This window comes from Streptomyces sp. NPDC001194, assembly GCF_042896985.1.
In the GTDB taxonomy this organism is placed as follows: domain Bacteria; phylum Actinomycetota; class Actinomycetes; order Streptomycetales; family Streptomycetaceae; genus Streptomyces.
The window spans coordinates 165,048-191,005 of the sequence record NZ_JBIAXU010000010.1; the positions used below are offsets into that span (position 1 = coordinate 165,048).

The 25,958-nt window shown below is 75.0% G+C and carries 18 protein-coding genes; 4 read left to right on the forward strand and 14 right to left on the reverse strand.

Translation table 11 applies throughout. The features are described from left to right. Positions 1 to 44: 44 nt before the first annotated feature. The 3 genes from ACFY1T_RS21475 to ACFY1T_RS21485 form a co-directional block, all read right to left on the reverse strand. Positions 45 to 4,751, reverse strand: coding sequence for a HEAT repeat domain-containing protein (locus ACFY1T_RS21475; protein WP_390789535.1), 4,707 nt, complete (start codon positions 4,749 to 4,751; stop codon positions 45 to 47). Positions 4,752 to 4,891: 140 nt separating this feature from the next. Next, complete coding sequence (locus ACFY1T_RS21480; protein WP_390789536.1) at positions 4,892 to 6,277, reverse strand: aKG-HExxH-type peptide beta-hydroxylase; 1,386 nt, start codon at positions 6,275 to 6,277, stop codon at positions 4,892 to 4,894. Continuing rightward, positions 6,274 to 7,524 carry an FxsB family cyclophane-forming radical SAM/SPASM peptide maturase gene (locus ACFY1T_RS21485; protein ID WP_390789537.1) on the reverse strand — a complete coding sequence of 417 codons (1,251 nt, stop codon included), beginning with the start codon at positions 7,522 to 7,524 and terminating at the stop codon, positions 6,274 to 6,276. Before ACFY1T_RS21485 ends, ACFY1T_RS21480 begins: the two co-directional genes overlap by 4 nt. 240 nt (positions 7,525 to 7,764) lie before the next feature. Between ACFY1T_RS21485 and fxsA the strand changes: the two genes are divergently transcribed. From fxsA to ACFY1T_RS21500, 3 genes are all read left to right on the forward strand, one after another. Further along, positions 7,765 to 7,959 carry an FxSxx-COOH cyclophane-containing RiPP peptide gene (gene fxsA, locus ACFY1T_RS21490; RefSeq protein ID WP_390789538.1) on the forward strand — a complete coding sequence of 65 codons (195 nt, stop codon included), beginning with the start codon at positions 7,765 to 7,767 and terminating at the stop codon, positions 7,957 to 7,959. Positions 7,960 to 8,122: 163 nt separating this feature from the next. Continuing rightward, positions 8,123 to 11,818: an FxSxx-COOH system tetratricopeptide repeat protein gene (gene fxsT, locus ACFY1T_RS21495; RefSeq protein WP_390789539.1), complete on the forward strand. Its 3,696-nt coding sequence runs from the start codon at positions 8,123 to 8,125 to the stop codon at positions 11,816 to 11,818. Between the two features lie 82 nt (positions 11,819 to 11,900). Next, the gene (locus ACFY1T_RS21500; RefSeq protein WP_390789540.1) at positions 11,901 to 12,914 is read left to right on the forward strand and encodes a hypothetical protein; all 1,014 of its coding nucleotides are present in this window, start codon (positions 11,901 to 11,903) and stop codon (positions 12,912 to 12,914) included. Here ACFY1T_RS21500 and ACFY1T_RS21505 read toward each other — a convergent pair. The 11 genes from ACFY1T_RS21505 to ACFY1T_RS21555 all read right to left on the reverse strand — a co-directional run bounded on the left by ACFY1T_RS21505 (position 12,895) and on the right by ACFY1T_RS21555 (position 24,646). Continuing rightward, positions 12,895 to 15,252, reverse strand: coding sequence for a hypothetical protein (locus tag ACFY1T_RS21505; RefSeq protein ID WP_390789541.1), 2,358 nt, complete (start codon positions 15,250 to 15,252; stop codon positions 12,895 to 12,897). The genes ACFY1T_RS21500 and ACFY1T_RS21505 overlap by 20 nt on opposite strands. A gap of 69 nt (positions 15,253 to 15,321) precedes the next feature. Next, positions 15,322 to 16,404 (reverse strand): hypothetical protein, encoded by a 1,083-nt coding sequence (locus ACFY1T_RS21510; protein ID WP_390789542.1) that lies wholly within the window; start codon positions 16,402 to 16,404, stop codon positions 15,322 to 15,324. Beyond that, positions 16,401 to 17,282, reverse strand: a complete 882-nt coding sequence (locus ACFY1T_RS21515) for a hypothetical protein (RefSeq protein ID WP_390789543.1) — start codon at positions 17,280 to 17,282, stop codon at positions 16,401 to 16,403. Before ACFY1T_RS21515 ends, ACFY1T_RS21510 begins: the two co-directional genes overlap by 4 nt. Positions 17,283 to 17,388: 106 nt before the next feature. Further along, on the reverse strand, positions 17,389 to 18,636 hold the full coding sequence (locus tag ACFY1T_RS21520; protein WP_390789544.1) for a hypothetical protein: 1,248 nt from the start codon (positions 18,634 to 18,636) through the stop codon (positions 17,389 to 17,391). Positions 18,637 to 18,866: 230 nt separating this feature from the next. Next, entirely contained in the window at positions 18,867 to 19,457 is a 591-nt protein-coding gene (locus ACFY1T_RS21525) for a DUF421 domain-containing protein (protein WP_390789545.1), read from the reverse strand. 34 nt (positions 19,458 to 19,491) lie between these two features. After that, positions 19,492 to 19,824, reverse strand: coding sequence for a DUF6968 family protein (locus tag ACFY1T_RS21530; protein ID WP_390789546.1), 333 nt, complete (start codon positions 19,822 to 19,824; stop codon positions 19,492 to 19,494). Between the two features lie 107 nt (positions 19,825 to 19,931). Next, positions 19,932 to 20,768, reverse strand: coding sequence for a serine protease (locus ACFY1T_RS21535; protein ID WP_390789547.1), 837 nt, complete (start codon positions 20,766 to 20,768; stop codon positions 19,932 to 19,934). Between the two features lie 129 nt (positions 20,769 to 20,897). Beyond that, the gene (locus ACFY1T_RS21540) at positions 20,898 to 21,659 is read right to left on the reverse strand and encodes a tyrosine-protein phosphatase (RefSeq protein ID WP_390789548.1); all 762 of its coding nucleotides are present in this window, start codon (positions 21,657 to 21,659) and stop codon (positions 20,898 to 20,900) included. A gap of 49 nt (positions 21,660 to 21,708) precedes the next feature. Beyond that, positions 21,709 to 22,377, reverse strand: coding sequence for an O-methyltransferase (locus ACFY1T_RS21545; RefSeq protein WP_390789549.1), 669 nt, complete (start codon positions 22,375 to 22,377; stop codon positions 21,709 to 21,711). A 94-nt stretch (positions 22,378 to 22,471) separates the two neighbouring features. Continuing rightward, positions 22,472 to 23,536 (reverse strand): tRNA (adenosine(37)-N6)-threonylcarbamoyltransferase complex transferase subunit TsaD, encoded by a 1,065-nt coding sequence (tsaD, locus tag ACFY1T_RS21550; protein WP_390789550.1) that lies wholly within the window; start codon positions 23,534 to 23,536, stop codon positions 22,472 to 22,474. 48 nt (positions 23,537 to 23,584) lie between these two features. Beyond that, the gene (locus ACFY1T_RS21555) at positions 23,585 to 24,646 is read right to left on the reverse strand and encodes a phosphatidylinositol-specific phospholipase C domain-containing protein (RefSeq protein ID WP_390789551.1); all 1,062 of its coding nucleotides are present in this window, start codon (positions 24,644 to 24,646) and stop codon (positions 23,585 to 23,587) included. A gap of 220 nt (positions 24,647 to 24,866) precedes the next feature. Here ACFY1T_RS21555 and ACFY1T_RS21560 point away from each other — a divergent pair, with 220 nt between their 5' ends. Then, entirely contained in the window at positions 24,867 to 25,859 is a 993-nt protein-coding gene (locus tag ACFY1T_RS21560; protein ID WP_390789552.1) for a trypsin-like serine peptidase, read from the forward strand. Positions 25,860 to 25,958 lie beyond the last annotated feature (99 nt).

Sequence of the window (25,958 nt, forward strand, 5' to 3'; positions counted from 1 at the left end):
CGTGATCGTCCGGGGAAGGCGGTCCGGCCCCTGACGCGGGGGCGCTACCCGGGGTCGGCGGTCGTGATCCGTGCGAGGAGGTCGGTGTACGGGGAGCGCCTGTCGGGGCGGGCGTGGGCCGCGGCGCGTCGGAGCGCGGGAATCGCGGGCGGTCCCATGAGGGTGAGCCCCTCGGCCGCGGCCTTGCGGACGGTGGGGTGGGGGTGTTCCAGCAGCCCGGTCAGGGCCGGGATCGCGGGCGCCCAACTCGCGTGCGAGAGGGCCCGGATCGCCGTGCGCACCAGGTCGGGCTGCGGGTCGTCCAGCAGGATCGACGTGTGGTGCAGATGCGTCTGCCGGTCCAGCATGGCCCGCGAGGTCCGGTGGGCGTGGAGGCGGACCCCGGGCCTGGGGTGGCGCAGCAGCTCGGCGATCAGGTCTCGCAGGCCGGGGTCCTGGTCGGGGTCGGGGCCGCCGTGTCCCTCGGCCAGTTGCGCGAGTGCCCGCCGTATCAGCGTCGGGTCGCCCGTACGGGCCTGGTCCAGCAGTTGGCTCCGGGACGGGGGCCGTGACGCTTGCGCCGACGCGGCCGGGGCGCGGTCACGGAGCGCCGCCAGCGCGGCGGCGTCCTGCCGTGCGGCGTCCGGGCCGCGCAGCGGACCGTCGACGAGGAGCAGTCCGTCGGCGAGGTCGTCGCGTCCTTCGTCGCGCAGCCGCCGGCAGGTCCGCGTCAGCGCGGGGGTGCGCAGCAGGGGACGCCCGCGGAGCAGGTCGAGGAACCCCCAGGCGCCGGCGTCGAGCCGGCCGCCGAGGTGCTCCGCCAGCACGTCGCAGGGGACGTGGCGCAGCGCCCGCCCGGCTGCGGAGCCGCTGGACGGCGGCTCGTGCTCCCACCAGTCGAGCAGAAGGGGGACCAGCGGTTCCAGGTCCGACGGTTCGAGCGCGCTCGCCACGAGGGCGACCCTGTCGCGCAGGACGCCGTCCGCGCGGAGTTCCGCCTCGCCGATCGCCGTCAGCCTCCGGGCCAGGCGGGCGCCGACGGGTATGTCGATGCGGCCGTGCACAAACGCCCGGAGCACGCAGAGCCCGGTCTCGGGCTCGGGCCACTCCAGGAGTGCCAGGGCCGCGGTGCGGCGGTGCTCCGGAGCGGATGCCCCCAGCATGGCCAGCAGGCGCTCCCGCAGTGCGGTCGAGCGGGGCTGGTCGAGGTCGTCGGCGCGTACCGCCCGCGGTGGCGGCGCCGTCGCGTGCGCCGTCGCGTGCGCAGTCGCGTGTTCCGCCGCGCGCGCGGTCTCGGCGATGGTCCAGGGTGGTGCGTCGAGCGGCTGGACGTCCGTCATCCAGTCGACGAGGGCGGAGCGGACCTCGGGCCCGGCCGAGGCGTGTACGTCGATCAGCGCGCTCAGCCGCTCCCGGGAGTCCGGGACGCCTTCGTGCGACCCGCGGAGCCGGCGCAGCCGCTCCGGGGCGCCCGGCGCGCGCACGGCCGCCTCCAGCGCGGCTCGCCACGCGCCCACCCCGGCCCCGGCACCGGCACCCGCCCGGGCCCCGGCATCCGCCGACGGGGTGGCGGCGGGGGGCAGCGGGGCGCCGAACGCCTCCCGCAGTACGGCGGTCTCGGCCCGCCAGGGGTCGGCGCCCAGCCGGGCCGAAGCGAGCGCCTGCTCGAGGTCGGCACGGACCGCCACCGCGCCGAGGGCGCGCAGCAGCGGCAGTACGGACCCGCCCCCGGGGGCGGGGGGCAGCGCGCGTACCGCCTCCGCGACCGCCGGCTTCAGGGCCGCCGGCACGGCCGGCGCGGCCGCCGCGAGTACCGCGACGAGGTCGTGCCGCTCCGCGGCCGAGGCCTCGTCGAGCACGTCGAGCCGGGCGAGCGCGTCGAGCAGGACCCCCGCGGAGCGGGCGAAGGCCGTCAGCTCCTCAGGCGTCCACGGTGCCGGGCAGAGCCGCAGGACGAGGCCGAGTACGCGGCCTCGTGCGGCGGGTTCGGAGCCGGCCAGGCGGAGCCAGTCCGCCAGCATGGGCCGCAGCACCCGCAGCCGGTCGGGGTGCGTCCGCCCGTGCCGTTCGGCCACGCGCAGCGCGGCCGACGGGTCCCAGCCCTGCACCGTCAGCGACCTGACGTCCGGGTCCGCCGCGAAGTCCGGCGCCGGCCCCGGTGCGGCGGGCGGGGTGATCCCGTGCCGGGCCATGGCCGCAGCCAGCTCCTCGACCGTCCCGGAGGCGAGGCCGACCCGGCCGGCCGCCACCAGGGCGAGCAGGACCGGCGCGACCCGCGACGCCTGGTCCTCCAGTGCGAGGACCGAGCGCGCCGCGAGCGTGCGGTCGAGGGCCGCCAGCAGCAGCTCGCGGGCCCGGCCGTCCTCTCCCTGTTCGGCGGCGGCGAGGACGGTCGCCGGGTACGCGTCGCCGAGGACCGCGCGCAGTGCCTCGACGAGCGAACTCCGCAGGCCCGGGTTGTCGTGGCTGCCGAGCCGGCGGAGCAGTGCCGGTACCGCCGTGGGCGTGCCCACCTCGACCAGCACCTCGGCGGCGGTCTTCTTGATGTTCATGTTCGGATGGTCGAGACATGCGGCGATCGCGCTGGAGGCCCAGCGGGCCCGCGCGTGACCGAGTGCGAGCAGCGCCTGCCGGACGGTCTGGACGTCCTGGGCGGCGGTCAGCGCGATCAGCGTCGCCGACAGCGCCTGCGCGCCGTCCCCGGTGGCGTCCCGGGCGAGCAGCGCGATCGCGTGCTTGCGCACGTGCCGGTCGCGGTGGCGCAGCAGGCGGTGCGCCCGCGCGCGGGTACCCGTGTAGGGGGCCCGGAGCAGGAGTTCGAGCAGGATCGTCTGCTCGGCGCTGGACAGTCCGGGCCTGTCCAGCAGGTCCAGGGCCACGGTGGCGACCAGTGCGTGGCCCGCCTGCGGGGCGGTCTCCGCGTCGAGCAGGCAGGACGGCCTGATCCGTCCCCGCTCGTGGAGGCGGCGGCCCAGACCCTGGAGGGCGTCCAGGATCTCCTGCGGTACGAAGGGCTCCGCGGCCGGCCGGCCGCCGTCACGCCGCGTGCGGGCTCCGCCCGGTTCCCGGGACCGCGCCAGCTCGGCCACGATGCGCAGGAGCAGGTCCGTGATGGCCGGCAGCGTGCCGGCGCCGCCGTGCGCGGCCAGTCTGCACAGTGCCGCCGCCGGTTCGTCCGGGTCCAGGTGGGAACTGAGCAGGGCCAGTTCCCGCTCGTCCGGGCCACCGAGATCCGTCGCGATGCGCGCCGGCAGGTCGGCGGGATCGAGACGGACGAGGAGGGCACGCCGCCCTGACGGATCGTCGGTCAGATGCCACAGCACCTCGAGGGCGCGGCCGCGCACCGCGCGCAGGTGCGGCGCGATGACGCCCGCGCCCTCCGCCCCGGCGAGACCGAGCCCCTCACGCAACGCCGCCGTGGTCCGGTGGCCTCCGATGGCCTCCAGAGCCTCCAGGGCGGCTGCGGGGGCGGCCGGCAGGAGGGCGATCACGGCGTCTTCCGCCTCCACGTGGCGCAATGCGCGGATCGCGTCGAGGAACGGCCCCGGCGCGGGAGCCGAGGGAAGGGCCCGGGTGATCGCGTCTGCGATCGGCAGCTCCCCCGTCCCCTGCCCGGCGAGGGCGACCAGCAGCGTGAGCCGCCGCGGCCAGCTCGGATCGTCGGCGTCCGCGTCGAGCAGTACGCGGAACATCGCCCGCCGGCAGGTGAAGAGGATCGTGGCGATCTCGTGGGGCGGGACCGAGTGATCGGCCAGCGCCAGGCCGATGAGGGCCGGGACGTGTGCTTCGTCGGGGAAGTGACCGCGCCGGTGGAGCCCGCGCAGGCAGGCCACCACCGGCCCGCCGAACAGCAGGGGGTCGCGTGCGGCGACGGCCGTCAGTGCGCCGATTTCAGCGTGCTCCGCCAGGTCACCGAGCAGTTCCATCGCGCGCCGGCGAAGACGCGGCGGCAGATCCGGATCCTCGACGACCCGGCGCAGCAGAGCGCGGTGCCCGTGACGGGCGGCGGCCGCGATCGCGGCCTCGGCCGCCTCGGGCCTCGTGACCACCGCGTCGGCGGTGAGGAAGGGAGCGAGGCGCCCCTGCGGCAGGGGTTCCAGCGCGGCCCACGGCCTGGCCAGTTCATCCAGGGCGGCGGCGGCCACGTCCGCGCTGTCGGCGCCGAGCAGGCCGGCCGCGTACCCGCGGACCCGCGCGGGAGCGAGCAGACCGGCGTGCAGCCCCTGCCGGGCCAGCCGCAGTGCCGCTGTCTGCAGCACCGGATCACCGCTGTCCACCAGCTCGTTCACGAGCTGCTCGGGCCGGTGCGCGCGGGTGGCGGTCAGTTCCCGCACGGCCTGGTAGAGCAGTTCGCCCGCGGGCTCCTGGCGGATCACCGCCGGCTCGTTCAGGAGCTCGGCGCGCAGCCAGGCGATCCGCACCCGTACGGGGAGCCCGGCCGTACGCCACGACGGCCGGGGGAGCCCGCGGCGGTACGGGCCCAGCCGTTCGTGGAGCCGGGCCAGGACGAGCGCCGCCTCCGGCGCTCCCTCCACCTCTGCCGGCAGCAGCCCCGCGAGCTCGGCCGTCTCCTGCTCGTCGCCCAGCCGGCCCGAGGTGACGCGCTCGTGCAGCAGGACCAGCCCCAGGTGCCGCAGACGGGGATCGCCGTGGCGGACGAGGAGCCGGAAGACGGCCGACGGGCAGCGCCGCGCGTCGGGATGGACGGCCAGCAGGCCGAGGTCGGCCCGCCGCAGCGCGTCGTGGAACGGTTCCTCCGCCGGCGTGATCATCGTCGGATGCTAACGGGGTCGTCCCCCGCCCCACCAGCGGGATCCGCCCGGTGCGCCCCGCGCCCGTGGCCGGGCCGGGCACGCGCCCCGCGCCCGTGGCCGGGCCGGCCTCCGCCCGAGCCCGCGCGCGTACGTCGTCCTCACGAAGCGCGGCCGGCCGCGGGCGCCGCCGCGCCTCCCGCCGCGTCGCGCCACGCCTCCATGTGTTCCCGTGCCGCCGTCTCGGCGCGACGTATCGCCGACGCCGGCAGGGGGACGCCGCACATGCCGTCGAGGGTCTCCAGCATCCGGCCGGCGAATCGCAGGCCGAGCGGGGTGAGCCGGCCGGAGTCCAGGATCACGGCCGTCGCCTCCCGGGCCCCGGAGCGCCAGCGGGCGAAGCGGGTGTGCGCGAGGGCCCGCAGTTCCGGGTCCGGTTCCGTCTCCCCCCGCCTGCCCCAGAACTGGGCGACCGCCAGGTGCGCGTACGCCCCGTGGAAGAGGCCGACCAGCGGGCGGGGGTCGGGACGCCACGGCGCGTAGTACCGCTCCCGGCTGCCCTGCGGACCCTCCTCGAACAGGTCGAAGAGGTGCAGCAGCGCCGCGAACTTGTTGTGCTGCATCTCGTGCGCCATCGTCACCGCGAGGACGGTGCCGCTCGGCGGCAGCGACAGCGCCATGGAGCCGAAGGTCTCGGCGCTGCTGCCGCTGACGATGCCCCGGGCCGGGGCGCGCAGGGGCACCAGGAGCCAGGGACCGGCGGCCAGTTCCGCGTAGGGCTGCGGGTGGTCGGCGCGCAGCAGCGCGCAGGCCGCCTCCGCCCGCGCCGCCCAGCGGTGCGCCTCGTCGGCGCCGGGGTGGGCCGCGTGCCCCGCGGCCGTCGGGAAGGACGGCGGATCGAGGGAGTCGAGGGAGAGGGTGGCGCCCGTGTCCAGGGCGGCCAGCAGCCGCGCCCCCCGCCAGCGGTCGCCTCCGGGGCGGTACGGATCGCCCGCCACCGGTACCGGGGCCTGCGGGACCGGGGCGTCCGGGACGGCGATGGAGGCCCGGCCCTCGCTTCCCACGCGCAGCTCGACGTGGTTCCCGGGTCGGGCGCCGGGGAAGTGGGCCCGGCCGAGCGAGGGCAGCGGCACCCAGGGGCCCGGCCCCGCCAGCGGCCATCGCGCGCGGGCGGGGACCCGGGCGCGGACCGCCGCCGCGGCGGCGAGCGCCGTGAGCAGGTGCACGGGGGCATCGGCGCCCTCGGGCCGCCGCGTCAGGTGGGCGAGCAGGTCGACGAGTGCGGGACCCGCGGCCGGGTGCGTCAGGACGGCCGTCGCGGCGGCGGGGTCCGCCCGGTGGACGGTCTCCAGCAACTCCCAGGCGCCCTGCACCTTCCGGGCGGCCGCGCCGCCGGCCTCCCGGGCGGCGGCGCGGATCGCGTACAGGCAGGCGAGACGCCGGCTGTGCTCGGCGCGGGCGAGCAGGCGCATCGCCTCCGCTCCGCCGCCGCCGGCGGCGATCGCGTCGAACAGTTCGCCGGGCAGACGGTGCGGCGACGGGGTCATACGGCCTCCGCCGGCAGCGGACGGCGGGCGGAGGCCAGGCCCCGCACGTCCCCGGCCAGCCGTTCGCGCACCCGCCCGATCAGGGCCGTCAGGTCGGCGCAGTACACGCTCGGGTTGGCGAAGCCGGTGTCGTGGCGGTAGCGGTTCGCGTAGTGGCCGCCGCCGCACACGGTGTGCAGCGGGCAGGCGCGGCAGGAGGCGCACAGCCCGTCGGCGCCCCACTGGCGGGCCGCGACCCCGGGATGGCGCAGCAGTTCGTCCAGGGTGTGGCGCCACACGTCGAGTCCGGTGCGCGCCGCTCCCCGGTACGCGGTGCGCAGGGTGTCGTCCTGGGCGAGGGAGCCGTCCGTCTCCACCACCGCGTAGCGCACCGGGGCGAGCCCGAGGGCCTCCGTCTGCGGGGCGGCGCCGAGCAGGAGCGCCATGAGGTCGTCCAGGAGGCGGACGCCGGTCTCGCGCACCGGGGCGTCGTACCAGCGCTCGAAGACGGACCACAGCCAGTCGGCGTACGGGGTGCGGCGTCCGGCGGGATCCACGCCGGGCGGCGGGGTGTGCCAGTTGCCGAGCGGCAGCAGGAAGTCGACGGCGGGCGGGCGGTGGACGAGCAGTTCCTCGTACGTCCGCACGGGGTCGTTGCGCAGGTCGATCGTGCACAGCAGCGCGGCGAACAGCGGCCGGTGGCGGTCGCTGCCGAGCAGGTCCAGCGCGGCCTGGACCCGGGCGTGGCTGCCGCGGCCGTCGGCGCTGCGGCGGTGCCGGTCGTGGGCGGCGCGCCCGCCGTCGGTGCTCACCCCGATCCGCAGGCCCAACTCGGCGCAGAGGTCGAGCCGTTCCTCGGTCAGCCGCACGCCGTTGGTCTGCAGGGCCAGGTGGAGCCGCACGCCCGCGCCGAGGGTGGCGCGCAGCACCCCGGCGGTGCGGGCGAGCGCCTCGTCTCCGGCGAGGAGGGGTTCACCGCCGTGCAGGACGACGCCGGCCTCCGTCAGTCCGTGCGCGGCCAGGTGCTCGGCGATCCGCTCGGCCGTACGCGTGACGGTGGCCGGCGCCATGGCGCGCGGCTGCTGACGCCAACTCTGGTCGTGCGAGCGGTACATGTAGCAGTAGTCGCAGGCGAGGTCGCAGCGGCTGTGGACCTTGAGGACGAAGGAGTGGAACGGGTGCGGAACCCAGCCGGCCGCCTCGCGGGCCAGCACGTCGGCGGCGCCCGGCCAGGGCGGCCGGCCCGGGCGCAGTGACGGTCGACTCATCCGCTCCCCCCCGAAAGCGTGCGCCGATCGGTCGCGCATCGGTACGTGCGCACTCCGTTCGTCCAGTATTCGGTTGGGGTGCGCCGACCGTCAACATCACGAACGAGCCAACGGGTGGCACGGGGGGCGGAGTTGGCGCAGTTCCGGCGCGTTCGGCGGTTGCCCCGGGGCGGAGGGGCGGCGCTACCCTGGAAAGGACACCGGTTCGCCGGTCCGCAGCGACCTCCGGGAGTGGACATCGTGACCGATGACGCCGAGGGCGCCGTCCCGGCGGCCCCCGCGGGACCCGATGCGGAGTCCGTCGTCCTGGACATCGCCGGGCTCTCGCCCGAGGAAGTCGCCGCCCTCCCCGACTCGGTGCTGGGCGCTCTTCTGCGCCGGGTGCGCGACACGGCGGGCGATCCCTTCGTCACCGGGTTCTCGGAGAGCCTGTGACCGCTCGCGGCCGGGTGCGGCCGAGCGCGGGCCGGGGCGTGCGGGTCCTCCGGACGCCACGGGCGTCCGGAGGGGAACGAGGCGCGACGGCCCCTATACTTGCACCCCTGCATGCCCGTTATGTCCATCGTCATTCGCTGTCACCTCGCCGAGTGGAGAGGTCATGCCAGACGCCAACCCCCAGCGCCACACGGGTTCGTTCGCCGTCTTCTACACCACGTCCGAGAACCTCGGGCTGAGCACCACCCTGCGCAACGCGGCGGACATCCTCGCCGAGGGCAATCGCAGCGTGCTGCTCGTGGACGGCCGTCCCGGCGCCCCGGGGGACGGGGCCGCGGTGCCCGCACCGGAGGCCGGGCAGGTCGCCGCGGTGGGGCGGGCGGCCCCGCGCGAACTCACCGCCCTCTTCGACGATCCCGTCGCGACGCGCTACGACCACGTCCTGATCGAGGCGCCCGTCCCGGCGGCTCCCGGCGACGAGGCGCCGGGCAGGCTCGTGGAGTTCGCCGACGCGCTCGTGATGTGCTTCGCCCTCACGGCCTGGTCCATCGACGGCGCCGCCGCCCTCGCCGAGGAGCTCGTGGGCCGCCGCGCGGACCGGCCCGTACGGCTGCTCACCCTCGGGCTCAAGAGCGACATCGGGGTGCACGACCGGCTGCGCGAGGGGCGCGAGCGGGTGCGCCGCAAGTTCTCGGCGCTCGCCCAGGCCCGCGGCGCGGGCGAGTACCCCTTCCTGGAGATCCCGTACAACCCCCTGTACCTGGACAGCCGAAGCCTCGCCGTCGAGACGGAGGACGCGGGCAGTGTCGTGGGCCTGCGCCCGTCCTACGCGCAGCTCGCCGACTGGCTCCGCGCCCGCCGCGAGGCCCGGCTCACCGACGCCACCGTCGTCCACTCCGGGCGCCACGTCGCCTGGGCGGCCTGGCTGCGGGACCGGCTGGGCGAACGCGGCGTCCGCAGCGAACTGCGCAGGGTCGACACCTACACGGGAGAGCGTCCCGAGACCGGTACGGCGCTGCTCTTCCTCTCCCCGGGCGACGCCGACGACGCCCTCCTCGCCCAGATCGGCGCGCTCTCCCACACCGACGTGCGCATCGTCCTGGTCGACGAGCCCTTCCCGAACGCCGAGGCCGCGCACCACGAGCGCATCGACCTGCGCGACACCACCGAGGACGAGGCGCTGCGGATCCTCTACTCCGCCCTCGGCCTGGGCCCCGGGCAGCCCGGCGAGGGCGCCGCCGGCGCCCGCTTCCCCCGGCTTCCCGAGATCACCAACGTCACCGCGCGCCGGGGCGGCTTCACCGACCGCGACGACCTGCTCTCCACCGTGGACGAGCAGTTGCGGGAGGCCGGCCGCGACGGCGCGGCCCTGGTGCTGCACGGCCCCAGCGGCTGGGGCAAGAGCGAGACCGCCCGCGAGCTGTGCCATCGCCACGGCCCCGGGTACGACGTGGTGTGGTGGGTGCGCTCCTGGGACCAGCAGCGCCTGCGCAGGAGCCTGGTGCGGCTCGCGGGACGCCTCGGCACGGCCGAGGACCGGCTCGCGGCCGTGGCCGCCGAAGGGGACATCTCCCCGCTCCTCAACCGCCTCTCGCGCCCCGACACCGAGACCAGCTGGCTGATCGTCTACGACGGGGCGACGGACCCCGCCGAACTGAACGGGCTGCTCCCGATCCCGCACGAGCGGGGCCATGTCCTGATCACCAGTCGCGTCTCCCCGGCGCGGGAGGACCCCGGGGCCCCCGGGGACACGCGCCCGCCGTTCCTGGCGTCCTGCGCCATGCCGGCCATGACCCGGGCGGAGAGCGGCGACCTGCTGGGCGAACGGCTGCCGGATCTCACCGCGGAACAGGCCCAACAGGTCGCCGGCATCGTCGACTTCATCCCGCTCCCCCTGCAGCTGGCCGCCAGCTGTCTCGCCGAGCGCGCCGCCTCCCACCGGCGCGAGGACCACATGACGCCGGAAGCGGCCGCCCGCGCGGCCGTCGCGGACCTCCTCGCCGAGTACCGGGCCGGCAAGACCGGACTCATCGGCGAGAGCGCGACCGGAGCGGTGTCCTCCCTCGCCGTCATGGTGCGCGTCGCCCGGCAGTTCGCCCGGTTCACTCCGGGCGCCGCCGCCTGGCGCACCGAGCGTCCCGCCGCCGACGCACTGGACTGGCTCCTCCAGGCCGCCTCCCTGCTCACCGGGCGCGGCATGGGCCTGGAGCTGCTGCGTTCGCGCCGCATCCTGTCCGAGCTGGCCCGCGACGACTCCGCCGGACCGGTGGCCCCCGAGGGCGACGAAGGCGTCCGTCACCCCGACCAGGTCCAGCTGCCCGACGAGCACATGGTGAGCGTGGCCCTCTGGGCGCTCGCCCAGGTCGGCCTGCTCAACGTCGAGTTCGACCGCAGGGACCAGCCCCTCACCCAGCACCACGCGCTGCGCGACCTGATCCGCGACGGCATGCTGCCGCAGGCCCGGGAGCGCATCGAGTCCGTCCTGCGCGGCGTGCTGGCCGAGTACGTGCGGCAGGACGAGGACCTGCCCCCCGACTGGGCGCGCGAGGTGTACTCGCTCAGGCTGTGGGAGGACGACCGGCCCCGCGTACGCCGCTCGCTGCTGCGGCACCTGCAGGCGCTCGGCGCACGCGCCGAGAGCACCGACCTCGCCCGCCTCCTCGACATCGCCGGCAAGGCCCGCGAGGCGTGGCGGGTCGAGGGCGACGAGCCCCCGCCCGAGTACCTGCGCCTGCTCAACCTCACCGCCCGCGCCCACCGTCTCGCCGGCGCGTACGACGAGTCCCGCGTGCTCTCCCGGGAGGCCCTGCGCGGCCACCGCAGGCTCCTCGGCCTCGTCCACCCCCGCACCCTGCTCTCGGCCGACTCGCACGCCGCGACCCTGCGGGCCCTCGGCCGGTTCCAGGACGCCCTGACGGAGCTCAGGCCCTCCGTGGAGGGGCTCACCCTGCTGCTCGGGCGGCAGCACCCCGCCACCATCCAGGTCGAGCACAACCTGGCCCTCAACGAGGCGCTCACGGGGCGCGTCGCCGCCGCGCTCGGCCGGGTCCAGGAGCGCTTCCGCTACCAGCAGGCCGTCAAGGGCAAGGGCGACCCGGCCGCCTGGTCCGAGGCCGACCTGCTCGCCTACCTGTACCGGGCGATGGGGCGTGACGGCGAGGCCCGGGACCTGTTGCGGCAGCGGCTGCGCCGACACGGCGACGTCTGGGACGGGGCGCGGCTGAGGACGGAGGTCGGCCTCGCCGTCAGCGAGCGCCGCCTCGCCGACGGATTCCCCGCCGTCAAGGACCCGCGGTACGGGTACGAGATGGCCCACGAGCGCGACCTGCGCGCCCTCAAGCTGTACGTCAGCCGGTTCGGCGCCGACCGGATCGACACCCTGCGCTGCCAGTTCAGCTACGCGGCGGACCTGCACGCGCTCGGCAAGGCGGACGAGGCGGAACTGCAGGCGCGGCTGTGCGGTGCCTCGCTGGCGGAACGGTTCGGCGTGACGCACCCGTACACGGCGCTCAGCGACGTCCGCCACGGTGTCTACCTGCGGGCGACGGGAGATCTGACGTCCGCGGAGGCGGCCGGCCGTCACGCCCTCACCCGTCTCGCCTTCAAGCTCGGCCAGGCGCACCCGTGGGTCGCCGCCGCCGAGAACTCCCTCGCCGCCACCCTCGCCGCGGCGGGCCATGCGCAGGAGGCCGCCGAACTCGCCGGCAGCGCCCTGACCCGACTCCGGGACCTGGGCGTCGCCCACCGCCCGGACGGCCGGCGCGTGAAGGCGCACCACGCCCGTCTGACCACGCCGGGCGACCCGCGACCGGTCCCGCAGTCGGGCTTCGACATCGATCTGGAGCTGCCGGGGCTGTAGGACTTCGACGGGAGCTGTAGCAATCTGTAGGTACCGGTAGGACCCCGAGGCCCCCAGTCATCCACCGAAAGGCGACGTGCTCGTGGCAGCCCCCGCACCGCATGGCACCCAGACGCTGACGGAGCACCACTGGGCTCCCGAACGGCACGGCCGGATAACCTCGTTGTGCGACGAGGCGGTCGCCTCGACCCCGGGGATCAGGTCGCTGTCCCACTTCGGCAACGGCATCCTCGACTTCGTCGTGTGCCGCGCCGACCGGCGCCCGCTCGGCGCCGTGATCGGCGACCTAGGCGACGAACGGGACGAGGAGTCGCTGCCCGGAAGCCGCCTGCTGCTCTCCACCCAGGACATCGGCGTGCTCCTGCAGCCGCTCGGCACCGGAGAGCTGATGCGCACCGTCGTCGCCAACGGCGAGGGGTGCCTGTGGGGCGGGCGCGTCAAGCCCGGCGAGTACCTGGCCGCGGTCACCGACACGGCCGACGGCGCCGACGCCATGGACGCGTCCATGAACGCCCTGGTCACCCGGATCCGTACGGAGGTGCACCGGCTCTCCGACGAACTGCCCGGCGGGGACCCGGCGGCCAAGCCGGGTCTCTCCGCCGTCGACGGCGGACGCACTCCGCTGCGCGTCGACTTCGGTACGGCCGCCACGCCCGACCCCGCCTACGAGGAGCGGCTGCGCGCCCTGTGGCTCGGCCATGTGAACACCACCGACCTGCAGTACGCCGCCTACTACCGCGACTGGACCCTGGTGTGCGCGGGCGACGTCTTCGAATCGGACGACCTCGGACCGAAGTTCCTGAGCGTCAGCGTCCGCACCCGGCGCACCGCCTACCGCGAGCTGTCCAGGAGCCTGCGCGGCCACCTGATACGCCTCTCCGACGCACTCGGCCTCGTCACCCCGGTGCGGGCGGGCCGTCCGGCCGTGGAGCGGCTGGTCCTGGACGTGCAGGAGGGCGCGATCTACCTCGTCTGGACCTCGGCCCGCGAGTTCCTCGTCGGCGTCACCCTCGACCAGACCCAGGTCGCCAACGCCGACGCGCAGCTGCAGCGGCTCGCGGGCGCGGTGCGGGGGGTCACGGCGCCGCCGCGCTGAGCGTGCCCCACACCTCCTCCGCGAGCACCTCGACCGTACGGGCCGCCGTCAGCGGGTGAGGGGGGCCGGGGTTGCCCAGCAGGTGCACCGGAAGGATCTCGACCGCGCTCTCGTACTCCCGGCAGATCCTGCGCAGTTCGCCCCACTGGCGCTCGGTCGGCGCACCGGATGCGGCGGCCCGGTGCCAGGCGGCCACCGCGCCGCGGAAGTTCTCGGTCAGCGTGCGGACCAGCGTGGCGCAGCCGAGCACGCCGAGCTCCGCCGACGTCGCCGTGGTACGGCGTTTCACGGCCGTGCCGGCGACGCGCCGGGTGACCGTGTCGAGCACCGCGAGCGCCTCCTGGAACCGGCGCCGTACCGGTCCCGGCAGATCGGGGGCGGCCGGCTCCGGCGCGGACCGGCCGTCGACGAGCACCGGCGCCGCCGCTCCCGGCGACGGGGCGCCCCGCTCGTCGGCGGCGGCCGGCAGGGCGCGCGGCCGGGGCTCCGGCGTCCACGAGGCCACCGCCCGGCGCAGCTCGGCGAGTTCGGCGGTCTGCTGCTCCAGGTCCCGGCGCATCCGCTCGCCGAGCTGGACCAGACCCTCCTCGCGGCGCCCGTCCGCGAGCCGCCCGTCCAGCTTCCGCAGCGCCTTGTCCGCCCTCTCGGCGAAGCCGCCCTGCCGGTACACCAGCGGCCGGGACCCGATCGAGCGCCCGAGACGGTCCTGCATGGCCTGCGAGACGTGGCCGTTGACCACGAGCAGCACCTCGCACCGCCCCGGACGCACCGCACTGCGCAGCCCGTGCACCTGGGCGGCGATCCGTTCGGCGTCGTCGGCGACGAGGACGGAGCGGGTGAGGATCACCGCGAGGTAGGCGTTCGGCGCGGGCGAGAGCCAGTGCAGCACCTCCTCACGCCCTCCCGGCGGAGCCGACAGCCGGGCCGGGACCGGATCGCGCGAGGCGATCCGCCACTGGCCGATGTCCAGGGCCTTGCGCACGTCCGTCTCGACCTGGCGCCGGGCGACCCCCTCGTGCAGATCGCGCACCGCCTGAAGCACCCTGGCGGCCGGCACGTCCCGTACCGCGCCCGCGCCGCCGCCGAGCCGGTCCCGGTCCTCGGCGAGCTGCCAGGCCTGCCGGCAGGTCTTGAGGACCTCGCGGGGCACCCCGTCCGTCAGCTCGTGCAGCAGCCGCAGGGCCTCCGCGTCGAACGGGCCCGCCGACCCGTCGGGCGCCACGCCGCGGGGCGCGCCGCCGCCGTCCCGGCCGGCGTGGACGTACGCGGCGACCAGGTCGCCGGTGAGCCGTTCGTCGAATCCGCTCGGCCACAGCTGCACCAGCCGCTCGTGCACGCTCTGCCGCAGCTCCCCCAGCCCGCTCGGCGAGACGCAGAAGACCAGCAGGCCGCCGCGGCTCGCGTAGATGTTGACGAGCCGTTCGAAGGCGTCCATGAACGTGCGCCGGTGCTCGTCGCGCCACTCGAGCACCTTCTCCAGGGAGTCGATCAGGAGCGCGTACGGCTTGCCGACCCGGCCGTGCAGGACGGCCTGCACCGCCAGCGTGTCGAACACCCGGTCGATGCCCGCGGGGTCCTCGTGGCCGCCCTGCCCCGCCGCGGGCCCGATGGCCTCGGTGATGCCGCGCTCCCGCAGCGGCTCGGCGGGCTCGCCGCCGTTCAGCCAGTCCCACACCATCCTGTTGAACGACGGATCCTGGAGCAGTGCCAGCGCGGTGGCGAAGCGGCGGTGCTCGGTGACCTCGCCCAGCGTGCGGCGCAGGTCCGCGTGGATCACCTCGGGGTCGTAGCGCAGTGCCGACACCACCTTGTCCGGGTCGAGACTGCCGCCCCGCAGCCCCGCCGCGATCTCGCCGAGCGCGCCCAGCCGCGCGTCGCTGCCCTGGGTGTCGACGCGGTTGGCCGTCGCGTACGCGTAGTAGTTGCGGACCAGTTCCTCGAAGGCGCGCTTCCCCTGGGGGGTGTCACCGGGGCCGCGCAGCCGGTCGCGGTACATCCGCCCCATGTCCTGCACCGGCTCGTCCATGATCCACATGGCCAGGGGGTCCGGCAGCCGGCTCAGATCGGCGTACACCTTGCGCAGCGCATGGCTCTTGCCCAGACCGAACTCACCCACCAGGGCGATCACCCGGCCGCGCCGGCCCCCGGTCGGCCGGCTGCCGAGGTAGTCGTCGACCAGCCGGGTGAGCTCGACGGTGGTCGGCGTCCCGATCGTCGCGTTGCCCGAGTCCGCCGCCTCGACGGGCACGTTTCCCAGATCGGCCGCTGGACCGAGGCGCACGACCGGACTCAGGGGGAAGGGGTTGCTGTGCCAGATGTCTCCACTGTCTGGGGCCACGGCGGGCACTCCTCGTGTTTCCGGTGACGGCGATCCGAGCGGCGGGCGGACGGGGGCGTGGGAGCGGGGTCAGGGGCTCGCCGGCGGGGCGGAGCCGTCGGGCGGCGCATGGTCGGGCGGGGAGCCCTCGGGCGGGGAGTCGTGGGCGAGCGCCCCGAGCAGCTCCTCCCTGGCCTCGCGTCTGAGCCGCTCCGCGTGGTGGCTCAGCTCGCGCGCCGTGATCCGGACCGGTTCGCCCGCGCGTATCTGGTGTTCGGCCGCGGCGTGGTAGACCATCCGCAGCTCCCGTACGTCGGCGGGCTCCCAGCCGGTCAGGAGCGTCGCGTCCGGGTCGGGGTGGCCCGAACGGGCGGCCTGGCCGAACGCCACCCTGTCCTCCCCCTTCAGGTGGCCGAGCTCCAGGTGCGTGACCGCGGGATGCCTGCCCACCTCCTTGACCACCTCCTTGGCCCGGCCGGTCCCCCCGTGGCTGATCTCGACGAAGAGGACGATCCGGCTCCGCGCATGCTTCAGGCAGGTCAGGAGGAACTCGCTGCGCACGCCCGGGTCCTTCCAGGCGATGTGCGGCACGATGACGAAGAGCAGCGCGTCCTGCTGTTCCAGGAGCTCGCTGATCGCTTCGAACGCCTCGCCCGGGGGCCATTTGGAGATGCCCGTGTCGACGTGGGCGAGCTTCGTGCGCAGTTCGCCGACGACCTGCTTGACGATGCCGGCGTTGATGGCCGGAACGGTGGCGAACCGGCCGTTGTCGTCGAGGCTGATGACGTCGCCGATGTTGTCGTAGCCGGCCGTCATCGCGACGACCTGGTTCAGCGGCGGGTCCGGGTCCATCCGTTCGATGTGCTTCTGCGCCTCGTGGACGCACCGGTGGATCAGGGTGGTCTTGCCCATGCCGATCGGGCCGGTCACCACCACCAGAGAGCCGTAGTCCACCCCGCCGTCGACCACGTCCGGAAGCCTCTCCAGCCACGTCCGGAAGGCGTCCACCTGCGCCTTGGCGTGATCCACGTCCACCCACTGCTCGCAGTGGCTCGTCTCGCTCCAGGGCACCAGCGGGTAGTCGACCCGGGGCGGGGACTCGGCGTTGCGCAGGGCCTGCTTCTTCTTCGGTACGCGCACGCTGTACGGATTGTGCTGCGGAGGCACCGTCATGCGGCCGCTCCCGGGGTCGTGCGAGCCAGGCGCTCGCGTGCGGTACGCCATCTCCAGTGGATCCTGCGCCTGTTGAGGTCCGACACGGCGCTCAGCTTACGGTCCACCGACTGCCGCGCCTCCTGCGCCCTCCGGGCGCGCGCGTCGGTTCCCAGCCGCCGGTCGCCGTCGAACTCGGGCAGCGGCCGGGCCAGCGGCAGTTCGTCCGCCAGCCGATGGGCCCGTACCCGCCGCGCGCCGGGCGCGGTGACCTGGGCGAGGGCCGCGCCCAGCGCCTCGCGCGCGGCCAGCACCGCGGTGTGGTCCGCCGCCGGATTGTCCTCGTACTCCCTGAGGTACTCCCGGGCGGCCGCCCGGAAGGAGGTCCGCCCGCTCTCCAACTGCTGCTTGAGTGAACGGTGTTCGACGGAGATGCGCTCCCAGGCCTGTCCGCCGAGCGTGAGCAGGGCGCCCACCGCGAGGAGGGGGAGGGAGGTGAGGAAGGTCTTGAACCATCCGTCCTCCCCCTTCTTCTCCTCGGCCGCGGCTCCCGGCGCATCGGACGCGGCTCCCATCAGCGCCGAACAGGCCCGGGCGAAGTCGTCCTGACGGCGCACGGACCACGCCTGCGGCGTCATGCGCCCGACGGAGGCCGTGGGCATCACGGAGTCCGTGGCCGTGACGGAGACCGGGGCGGACGCCGCGGGCTCCAGGAGTCCCAGGCGTGCGGCGGCCGTGAGGAGCTCCGCCCGGTGCGCGGCGTCGAGGCAGTACACGAGCTGTACGTCGCGCTCCTTGGACCCGGCGGGCGCGGCGAACGCCGGGGCGGCCGCCGGCAGCACGAGGACCACGGCGGCCGTCCCGAGCACCGTCCGGCCGTGACGCGTTCTCCGCCTCATGCGCACCCTCCCCCTCCGGCCGCGCCCCGCGCCGGTTCCTCGACTCGTTCCCCCCGGGCTCGTCCCCCCGGGCCCCGCCCGGTCGCCGCCACCGCCCCGGCGTCCGTCAGGCGGGCGACCGCCCCTTGGTCAACGGCTCCCGCGCGGCCCTCTGCGGGGGACGTCCCTCCTCCGCGTCGGGTTCCGGCCCGCCCCGGCGCCGCCACGGCCGCGGCGGACGGGCGAGCAGCGCCTGTGAGGTGCCGTGGAGCAGGTTGACGACCAGCACCGCGGGGCCGACGATCGATACCGTGCCGGGGAAGTCGCGCTCCAGGGCGAGGGCGATCAGGACGGCCGTGATGCCGTTCTGCTGCCCCAGTCCGAGCCCGATCCGGTCCCGCCGCTCCAGTCCCCGTACGAACAGGGGCATCACGCCCAGGGCGACCACCGCTTGCGCGCCGAACGCGGCCGCGCCGAGGAGCAGTCCGGGCAGCAGCGCCACGCCCTGGGCCAGGAACAGGCCGAGTGCCAGGAACGCCGCCGGATAGGCCACGGCGACGGCCCGGTCGACGACCTTGTCGAACGCCCCCGTGCGGACGACCAGCCCGGCCAGCGCCACCGCGAGCATCAGCATGCCGGACGCGGCGACCGCGACCATCGCCATCACCAGTGCTCCCGTGAGGACCGCACCGGCGCGCCGGCCCCGCGGTGTGCCCGCGAGCGCCGTGGCCGCCGCCCCCGAACCCGCGAGCGCACGCAGCGCCCTGCGCCCGGCCCACCACAGCAGCAGCACCGCGGCGAGCAGCGCGGCGTTGAGGACCAGGCCCCTCACGTAGCCGCCGGTCCCGCCGCCCGCGACGGCCGGTGCGCCCTCGTGGCCCGCGGCCGTGTAGGCGTAGGCCGCGACGTACAGCGTCAGCAGCACCGTCATCGGATCGTCGAACGAGGCCCAGGCCGAGAGCAGCGAGCGGGCGCGCGGCGACATGCGGTCGCCCTTGGCGAGCGCCGCGACGGACAGCGGATCGATCTGGGCCACCGCGATGCCGAGCACCAGGTAGTCGGGCCGGTCGAACGCCAGCACCATCACGCCCGCGATGAGGGACGCCTTCAGGACGACGCCGAGCGTCACGGCCGCCACCACCGCGGACAGGTCCGAGCGCAGCGCCCCGAGATCGATCGAGTACGTGGATCCGTACAGGCCGACGGCGAGCAGGAGCCCCGTGCCGTAGAGGTAGCCGCCGCTGCCGAGCAGCGCCGCCGGCTCCGTGAACAGCCCGATCGTCACGCCGACCAGCAGCGCGGCGATCCCGCCGGCCACGACCGCCGGGATCGGTTCCGGCAGCCGCCATGGCCGGACACGTCCACCTCTCGTCACAGCCCCTCCCCCTCCCGGCCCGCGAACGTCGCCCTGCACCCCCATGCGTCGGCGCCGCGGAGCCAGGTAAATCGTAGGGGGCGCGGGCGGCGAATCGAAAGCCGGACTACCGTCTCCTGTACGGGAGTTGACTGTTCGACCCGAATGGACGACACGAGATGGCGCGCCTCGACCGCTTCTGCGCGGTCCTGCCGGGAAGATGCCCGTTCCGGGCCGCCGCCGAACACCCGCTACCGGGACCGGGCGCGCAGGGCGTCCACTTTTTCGTCAAGGGCGGCCAGCGCGGCTTTGAGGGCCGCGATGTCGGCCTTGTCCGCCGACTGCTCCGGTTCCGCCAGCTGGACCACCAGGGCGCCGCCCGGCTCCAGGGTGACCTCCGTGGTCTCCGTGACGTCGTCGCCGCCCTGGTGGCGGACGGCCGCGTCCAGGTCCGCCCGGCGCAGGCCGTTGCGGCGGATCACCGGGGCGAGCCAGTGTCCGTCGCGGGCCAGGGTGGTGGGGCTGCCCTCCAGGAGGCGTCCCAGCCATTCGTAGCGGGCGGCCGCCCGGACGACCACGTTGTTGACCGCCAGCAGCACGGCTGCCCCGAAGGCCGCCCCGAGGACCGAGTCGTCCGGGCCGATCACGGCGTTCTGCACCACGTTGGCCAGCAGCAGCATGACCACCAGGTCGAACGTGCTGAGTTGGGCGAGCTGGCGCTTGCCGACGATCCGGAGCAGCAGGAGGATCAGTACGTAGACCCCGATGGTGCGGAGCGCCTTCTCCGGATAGGGGATGTCGCTGTGCAGGAACGGCGTGAGGGCGTCTTGGGCGGCTTGCACCCCGTCCACGCTGGCACATCCGCCGCGGCCGGTGTCAGCGACCCGCCGTGTTCGAGTGGAGCAGGACCTCGGCCGCGGTCAGTCCGCTCTCCCCGCCCCAGGTGAAGGTCAGGCCGCGCTCCTGCGCGGCCTCGGTCAGCCCGCTGCCCAGGACCTCCGTGGCCAGGGCCAGGGCCTGGATCCCGTCCACCCCGTGGATCTCGTACGTGGTCTCGGACAGGCCCTCGAGCCGGCACGGGCAGATCCAGTCCCCGGCCGGGTCGGGATCGGGGTACGGGGCGCCCAGCTGGAGGGTGACCGGGAAGGTCTCGCCCTCCCGCGTCACTGCTTCGAGGCGGCGGGCGGCGATCACCGGGTGGTTCTTCATGCGTTCGGCCTTCGGTCGACTTCGGTGGGTCCAGTCTGACCCGGTTTCCGTCGGTTCCGTGTATGGGCGGCCGCCCGCCCCGCCGGCGGGGCGGGCGGCCGCGTGCCTCACGGCTTCGGCAGGGTGCAGCCCGCGCGGGTCAGGTCGATCGTGTTGCCCGCGCCGATGCACGGGACGATGATGTACGTCTCCTGGGCGTAGTTGATGCCCTGGCGGACGGTGACCTTGCCGGTCTCGTCCACCTCGCACGGGTTGTTCTCCGTACAGCGCTGCCCGTCCTCGTTGCCCGTGTTGTTGACCGCGACGACCTTGCCCGTCGTCGTGTCGATCACCGGCGAGCCCGAGGTGCCGCCGATCGTGTTGCAGGACGAGGTGTAGCGGACCGAGTCCTTCCAGGTCCACTCGCCCTCCTTGAGGCGGTACGCGAAGCCGTCCACGTTGCAGCTGTAGATGCGCTTCCAGTACCCCGACACGACCTTGATCGCCGTGCCCTGCACCGGACGGGCGTCGTTCAGGGTGAGCGCGGTGATGCCGTACTGGCTCTGGATCTGCGCGTACGTCTTGGTCAGCTGGTAGATCGAGATGTCCGTGTCGGTCATCGTCGCGTACGCGATCTTGCTCGCCCGGAGCGTCGCCACGCGCGAGCCCGACGCGTTGAGCAGCGAGAACGAGCGGCTGGACGACTGGTCCTTGACGACCTCGCCCGGCCCCGGGAAGCCGGATTCGATGCAGTGCCCGTTGGAGAGCACGAGCGCCGGGTCGTTCGGCTGGGAGCCGGGGGCTCGGACGACGGAGCCGGAGCAGTTGCTGAGCGCGACCGTGCCCGCGTAGTTCACGGTGACGGCCGGGGCCGCCTTGTCCCGGGGTGTCGCGGCCACGGCCGGTGCCGCCGCCGCTCCCATCAGGAGCAGCGACAGCACGGCGCCGACGAGAGGCTTGCGCATGTGGGGGTTCCCCTCTGATGACGATGCAACCGAAGATCCTCCGGTTGTCATGTGCATTGTTGGGACGTGCGCATCAACAGGCAAGGATGTGGCCAGAGTTGGCGGGTTTCAGGCTTCGGAGTGCGCGCGTCAGCGCAGGAGGCGGTCCCGGAGGCGGTCCGCCGTCGCCGGCGTGATCCCGACGCGCGCGGCGAGGTACTCGCCCGGGGAGCCGTAGCGCGTGGTCAGGTCGGCGAGGACGAGGGACAGGATCTGCGCCGGGGCGCGGCCGTACGAGGGCCAGCGCATGGTGCGGCCCGGGTTGGCGGCGTGCCAGTCGGCCGTGAGGCGGGCGGTGGCCAGCTCGGTGAGCGCGAAATCGGCCAGGATCTCCTCCTCGGACACGTCGAGGAGGGTCAGGACGAACGCGGCGATCAGGCCGGTGCGGTCCTTGCCCGAGGTGCAGTGGAAGACGGCCGGACCGGGACCGTCGGCGATGAGCTCGATGGCCCGGCGGATCTCGTCGACGCCGTCCTCGGTCACCTCGGCGAACCGGTCGGCCAGGTACCGCCAGGGGTCGATGCCGGGGTCGATGGCGGCCTGGTCGTACGGGCGGTGCTCGATGCTGAGGTTGGCGTACGTGAACCGCCCGGGCTCGGGGATCCTGCCCTTGGCCTCGATCTCCCAGGGGTAGCGCAGGTCGATGACCGTACGTATGCCGAGGCCGAGGAAGCGGTCCCAGTCGGCCCGGGCTCCGGCCCCCGCCAGCTTCCCGAGCGAGTCGGACCGGTACAGCGCGCCCCAGGCGACGGTACGGCCGTCGGCGGAGCGGTAGCCGCCCAGGTCGCGGAAGTTGTGCAGGTGGTCGAAGCCGATGTGGCGCTGGTGCGAGGGCGTGTTCTGGTCGGGCAACTGGGGCTCCTCGTAGGACGGTCGGGTGCCCCAGGATGCCCGACGCGCCTCAGCGCTTGCGTGCGAGCGTGAGGCCGTCCGCGATCGGGAGCATCACCGACTCCATGCGCTCGTCGGCGCGCACGTGCGCGTTGAACTCCCGGATGGCCAGGGCGTTCCCCCGGGCCCCGGCGTCCACCGCCTCTCCCCCGTACAGGACGTTGTCGGCGGCGATCAGCCCGCCGGGCCGCAGGCGCGGCACGAGCTCGTCCCAGTACGAGCGGTAGCCGGGCTTGTCCGCGTCCAGGAACACCAGGTCGATCACCGGCTCGTGCGGGAGCGCGCGCAGCGTCTCCAGCGCCGGGGCGATCACGAGCTCGATCCGGTCGCCGACCCCGGCCGCCTTCCAGGCCTCCTGGGCGATCGACGTCCATTCCTCGCAGACGTCGCAGGTCAGGACCCGCCCACCCGGGACCAGGCCCTCCGCCAGGGCCAGCGTGGAGTAGCCGGTGAAGGTGCCGACCTCGACGATCCGGCGGGCGCCGAGCATCTTGCCCAGCAGGGTGAGGAAGACGCCCTGCTCGTGCGGGACCTGCATCTGCGCCTCGCGGCCGAGCGCGCGGGTCCGCTCGACGAGCTCCTCCTGCACACCGCTCCGCGGCTCGGCCTGGGCGACCAGGTACGCATACACCTCGTCGGTGAGGTGCACCGTCTTCACTTCGTCGATGTCCCTGTCCATGTCGTACGTCCCTTCGCGGGTCCCGTGATCACGCCTTCGGGACTGCCCAACGAGGGCGCCCCGGAGCGGCAACGGCCCGCCGCGCCCCGGGCCGTCAGGCCACCGGGTGGAGCGCCGCGTACTCCAGGGGGGCCGACGGGTCGACCGTGAGGGTGAGCGGGGCGGGCGGGGCGTCCGCGCGGACCAGGAGGTCGCCGACCGCCGCGATCATCGCGCCGTTGTCCGTGCACAACGTCATCGGCGGCACCCTCAGTTCGATCCCCGCCGAGGCGCAGCGCCGCTCCGCCAGGGCCCGGACGCGCGAGTTGGCCGCGACCCCGCCGACCACCACCAGCGTCTTCACGCCGTGGGCCGTGCAGGCCGCGACCGCCTTGCGGGTCAGCACGTCGGCCACGGCCTCCTGGAGCGAGGCCGCCCCGTCGGCGACCGGCAGTCGCTCCCCGCGCTGCCGGTGGCCCTCGGCCCAGCGGGCGGCGGCCGTCTTCAGCCCCGAGAAGGAGAAGGAGTAGGCGTACGGGTCCTCCCCGCGCGGCCCGCCGGTCAGCGGACGCGGGAACGGGACCGCCTTCGGGTCGCCGCCGCGGGCCGCCCTGTCGATGGCCGGCCCTCCCGGGTACGGCAGGCCGAACACCCGGGCCACCTTGTCGAAGCACTCCCCCGCCGCGTCGTCCAGGGTGTCCCCGAGGTGCAGGATCGGCTCGCGCACGAGGTCCCGCACGAGCAGCAGCGAGGTGTGGCCCCCGGAGACGATCAGCACCACGCACGGCCGGGGCAGCGGCCCGTGCTCCAGGGTGTCGGCGGCGACGTGCCCGGCCAGGTGGTGGACCCCGTACAGCGGTACGCCCAGCGCGTACGCGAGGGTCTTGGCCCCGGCCAGTCCGACCTGGAGCGCGCCGGAGAGGCCGGGGCCGGTGGTGACGGCCACCGCGTCGAGCTGGTCGGCCCGCAGTCCGGCCCGGTCGAGGGCCTGGCGGACCACCGGGTTGAAGGAGTGCAGGTGGGCGCGGGCCGCGATCTCGGGGACGACCCCGCCGAAGCGGGCGTGCTCGTCCATGCTCGACGCGACGACGTGCGCGAGGAGCCGGCCTCCCTGCACGATGCCCGCGCCCGTCTCGTCGCAGGAGGACTCGATGCCGAGCACCACCGGAGAAGCAGCCATCAGACCCGCACACCCGACCCTTATTGCGAATAGTTCGCAATAAGGGTACTAGCCGCGGGGGACCACCGTGGCCAGCACGGACGGCAGGGGGTACCAGTCCGCCGAGGCGATGGACGCGTGGTGCGCGGCCATCAGGGCGACCCGCTCACGGGCCTGGGCCTCGGTGGGGTGCACCCCGTCGATGGCGGGCGCCACGGCCTGGGCGTCGGTGGCGATCAGCAGGTAGTGGTTGCGGTCGTACCAGGCGGTGTCGATCGAGCCGCCCGCGTACGCGCTCGCGTCCCCGTCGAAGACCACGAACCACGGGCGGAGCGTCGCGTCCGCGTACCGGGCGCGCGGGTCGCCGGCCTCGGCCCGGTGCACGGCGGGGAAGGCGGCCGCCTGGCCGAGCCGGCCCGCGGCGGCGAGGGAGCGCAGGTACTGGCCGTACTCCCGGTCGGTCCACAGCGTGTCGTTCGCGTTGCCCTCCTCCAGCGTGCCGGGAATGAGCTCCACGAGGAACTTCCCGGCCATCGCGGCGCGGCTCGGCCAGGCGCCGGCCCGGGCCGCGGTGTCCAGGTCGGGGTGGCCGGCGGCGAGCTGGCCGGGGCGGTAGACGGCGTCGCCGAGCTTCGAGTTCAGCAGCGCGTCGAGTTCGGCCGGGCCGCGCCCGAGGTTGGCGGCGAAGCCGTCCTTGAGCTCCATTTTGAGGACGACCGGGCGGTGGCCGGGGTGCGCTTCGTGCCAGCTGCGGATGTCCGAGAGACAGCCCGCGAGGTTCTGGTTGCGGGACTTGGTGCGCAGCTGGGCGGGGCCGGCGGCGTTCTCGCAGTTGTTGTCGTTGCCGAAGGGGTTGTCGTGCGAGACCCGCCAGGAGCTGCCGAAGAAGTTGGTCCACACGTCGAGTTCCAGCATCGCCGCGCCCGAATCGAGGGCGTCCGCGAAGTACGGGAACTTGGCCTTCTCGTACGCGTTGTGCACGCCGACGCCGGTCGATCCCGCGTACGGGAGGTCGGCGGCGGCCCCGGCCGCCTCGGCCCCCGCCGCCCCTGCCGGGGCCGTACCGAGTACGAAGGCCAGTGCCGCCAGGCCCGCCGTCACCGCGCCCGCCATCCGGTTCCGTGATCTCATGCTTTCGGCTCCTGTCTGCCCATTCGGTGCGCCACGGTTCAACTCGCCCGGAGAGTAGGCGGGTTGGGTGAAGTGCGGAAGGACGCCGGATGACGGGGACGGTCGGGCGCCCCGGCTGTGAGGACGGACACGTTCCGGTCCGGAACCGCCGCCGTCGCGCCGTCCGTCGAACAGGGAGCCGGTCGGGACGCCGATCGGCACGTCCGGGCGGGAGTGCCACATGTTCACCAGGGTTCGCGGGCGGGCCGTACGGGTCTGCCTGCTCGTCGGCGTCGGCTGCGCCGTGCTGATGGGGTGCGCCGGGCTCCTGTGGAAGCTGCACGACATGGCGGCGTACGTGGCGGACGGGGATCCGGCGGAGGGGAGTTACGCGCAGGACCCCGGGCAGGCCGACCGCGCGGCGGCGGCCGTGCTGGAGGGCCCGGCGCGGGAGGTCCCGCCCCGGGAGCCGCCGGGCGCGCAGGGCGCGGGCGGCCCGGGCGGCCCGGGCGGACCCACTGCCGGCGCGCAGTGGCGGTCCGGCGGGTGGCGGCCCTCCGACCCGCTGGTCGCGCGGCCCGCCGCGGCGGAGCCCGCGATCGGGGCGCTGTTCTCCCCCGGCGAGGACGCGGACCAGGACCACCACTGCTCGGGGAGCGTGGTCCATTCCCCCGGCGGCGACCTCGTCGCCACCGCCGCCCACTGCGTGTACCGCGGTGTCCTCGGCTTCCGTACGAACCTGGTCTTCGCCCCCGGCTACCGGGACGGCACGGCCCCGTACGGGGTCTGGGTGCCCACGCGGATCGACGTGGACCCCCGCTGGATCGAGGACCAGGACCCCGACTACGACGTGGCCTTCCTGCGGATGCGCCGGCCGGGGCACCCCGGCGAGCGGCTGGAGGACGCCACCGGGGCCCAGACGATCCGGTTCGGGCCCCGGCTGCCGGCGCCCGCCCGGGTCGTGGGCTATCCGAACGCCACCGAGTATCCGGTGGAGTGCTTCAACACCGCCCGTGCCGAGGGGCCCGCGCAACTGCGGCTGGATTGCGCGGACGTACCCGACGGCACGAGCGGTGGTCCGGTGCTGACCGACGCGCACACCCTGATCGGGGTGGTCGGCGGCCGCGACGGGGGCGGCGACGAGACGACCTCGTACAGCAGCCTGTTCGGCGACGGGGTGCGGGCCGTGTACGAGCGCGCCGCGGCGGCCCGCCAGGGGGTGTCCGCAAAGTAGCGCCGTCCGCCCGGAGGGCGGTCCCGCGGCGTCCGGTGCGTGCTCTCGGCGTGCCGGGCGTCGCGGGGCAGGCGGGACTTTGCCGACACGCCCCAGGGG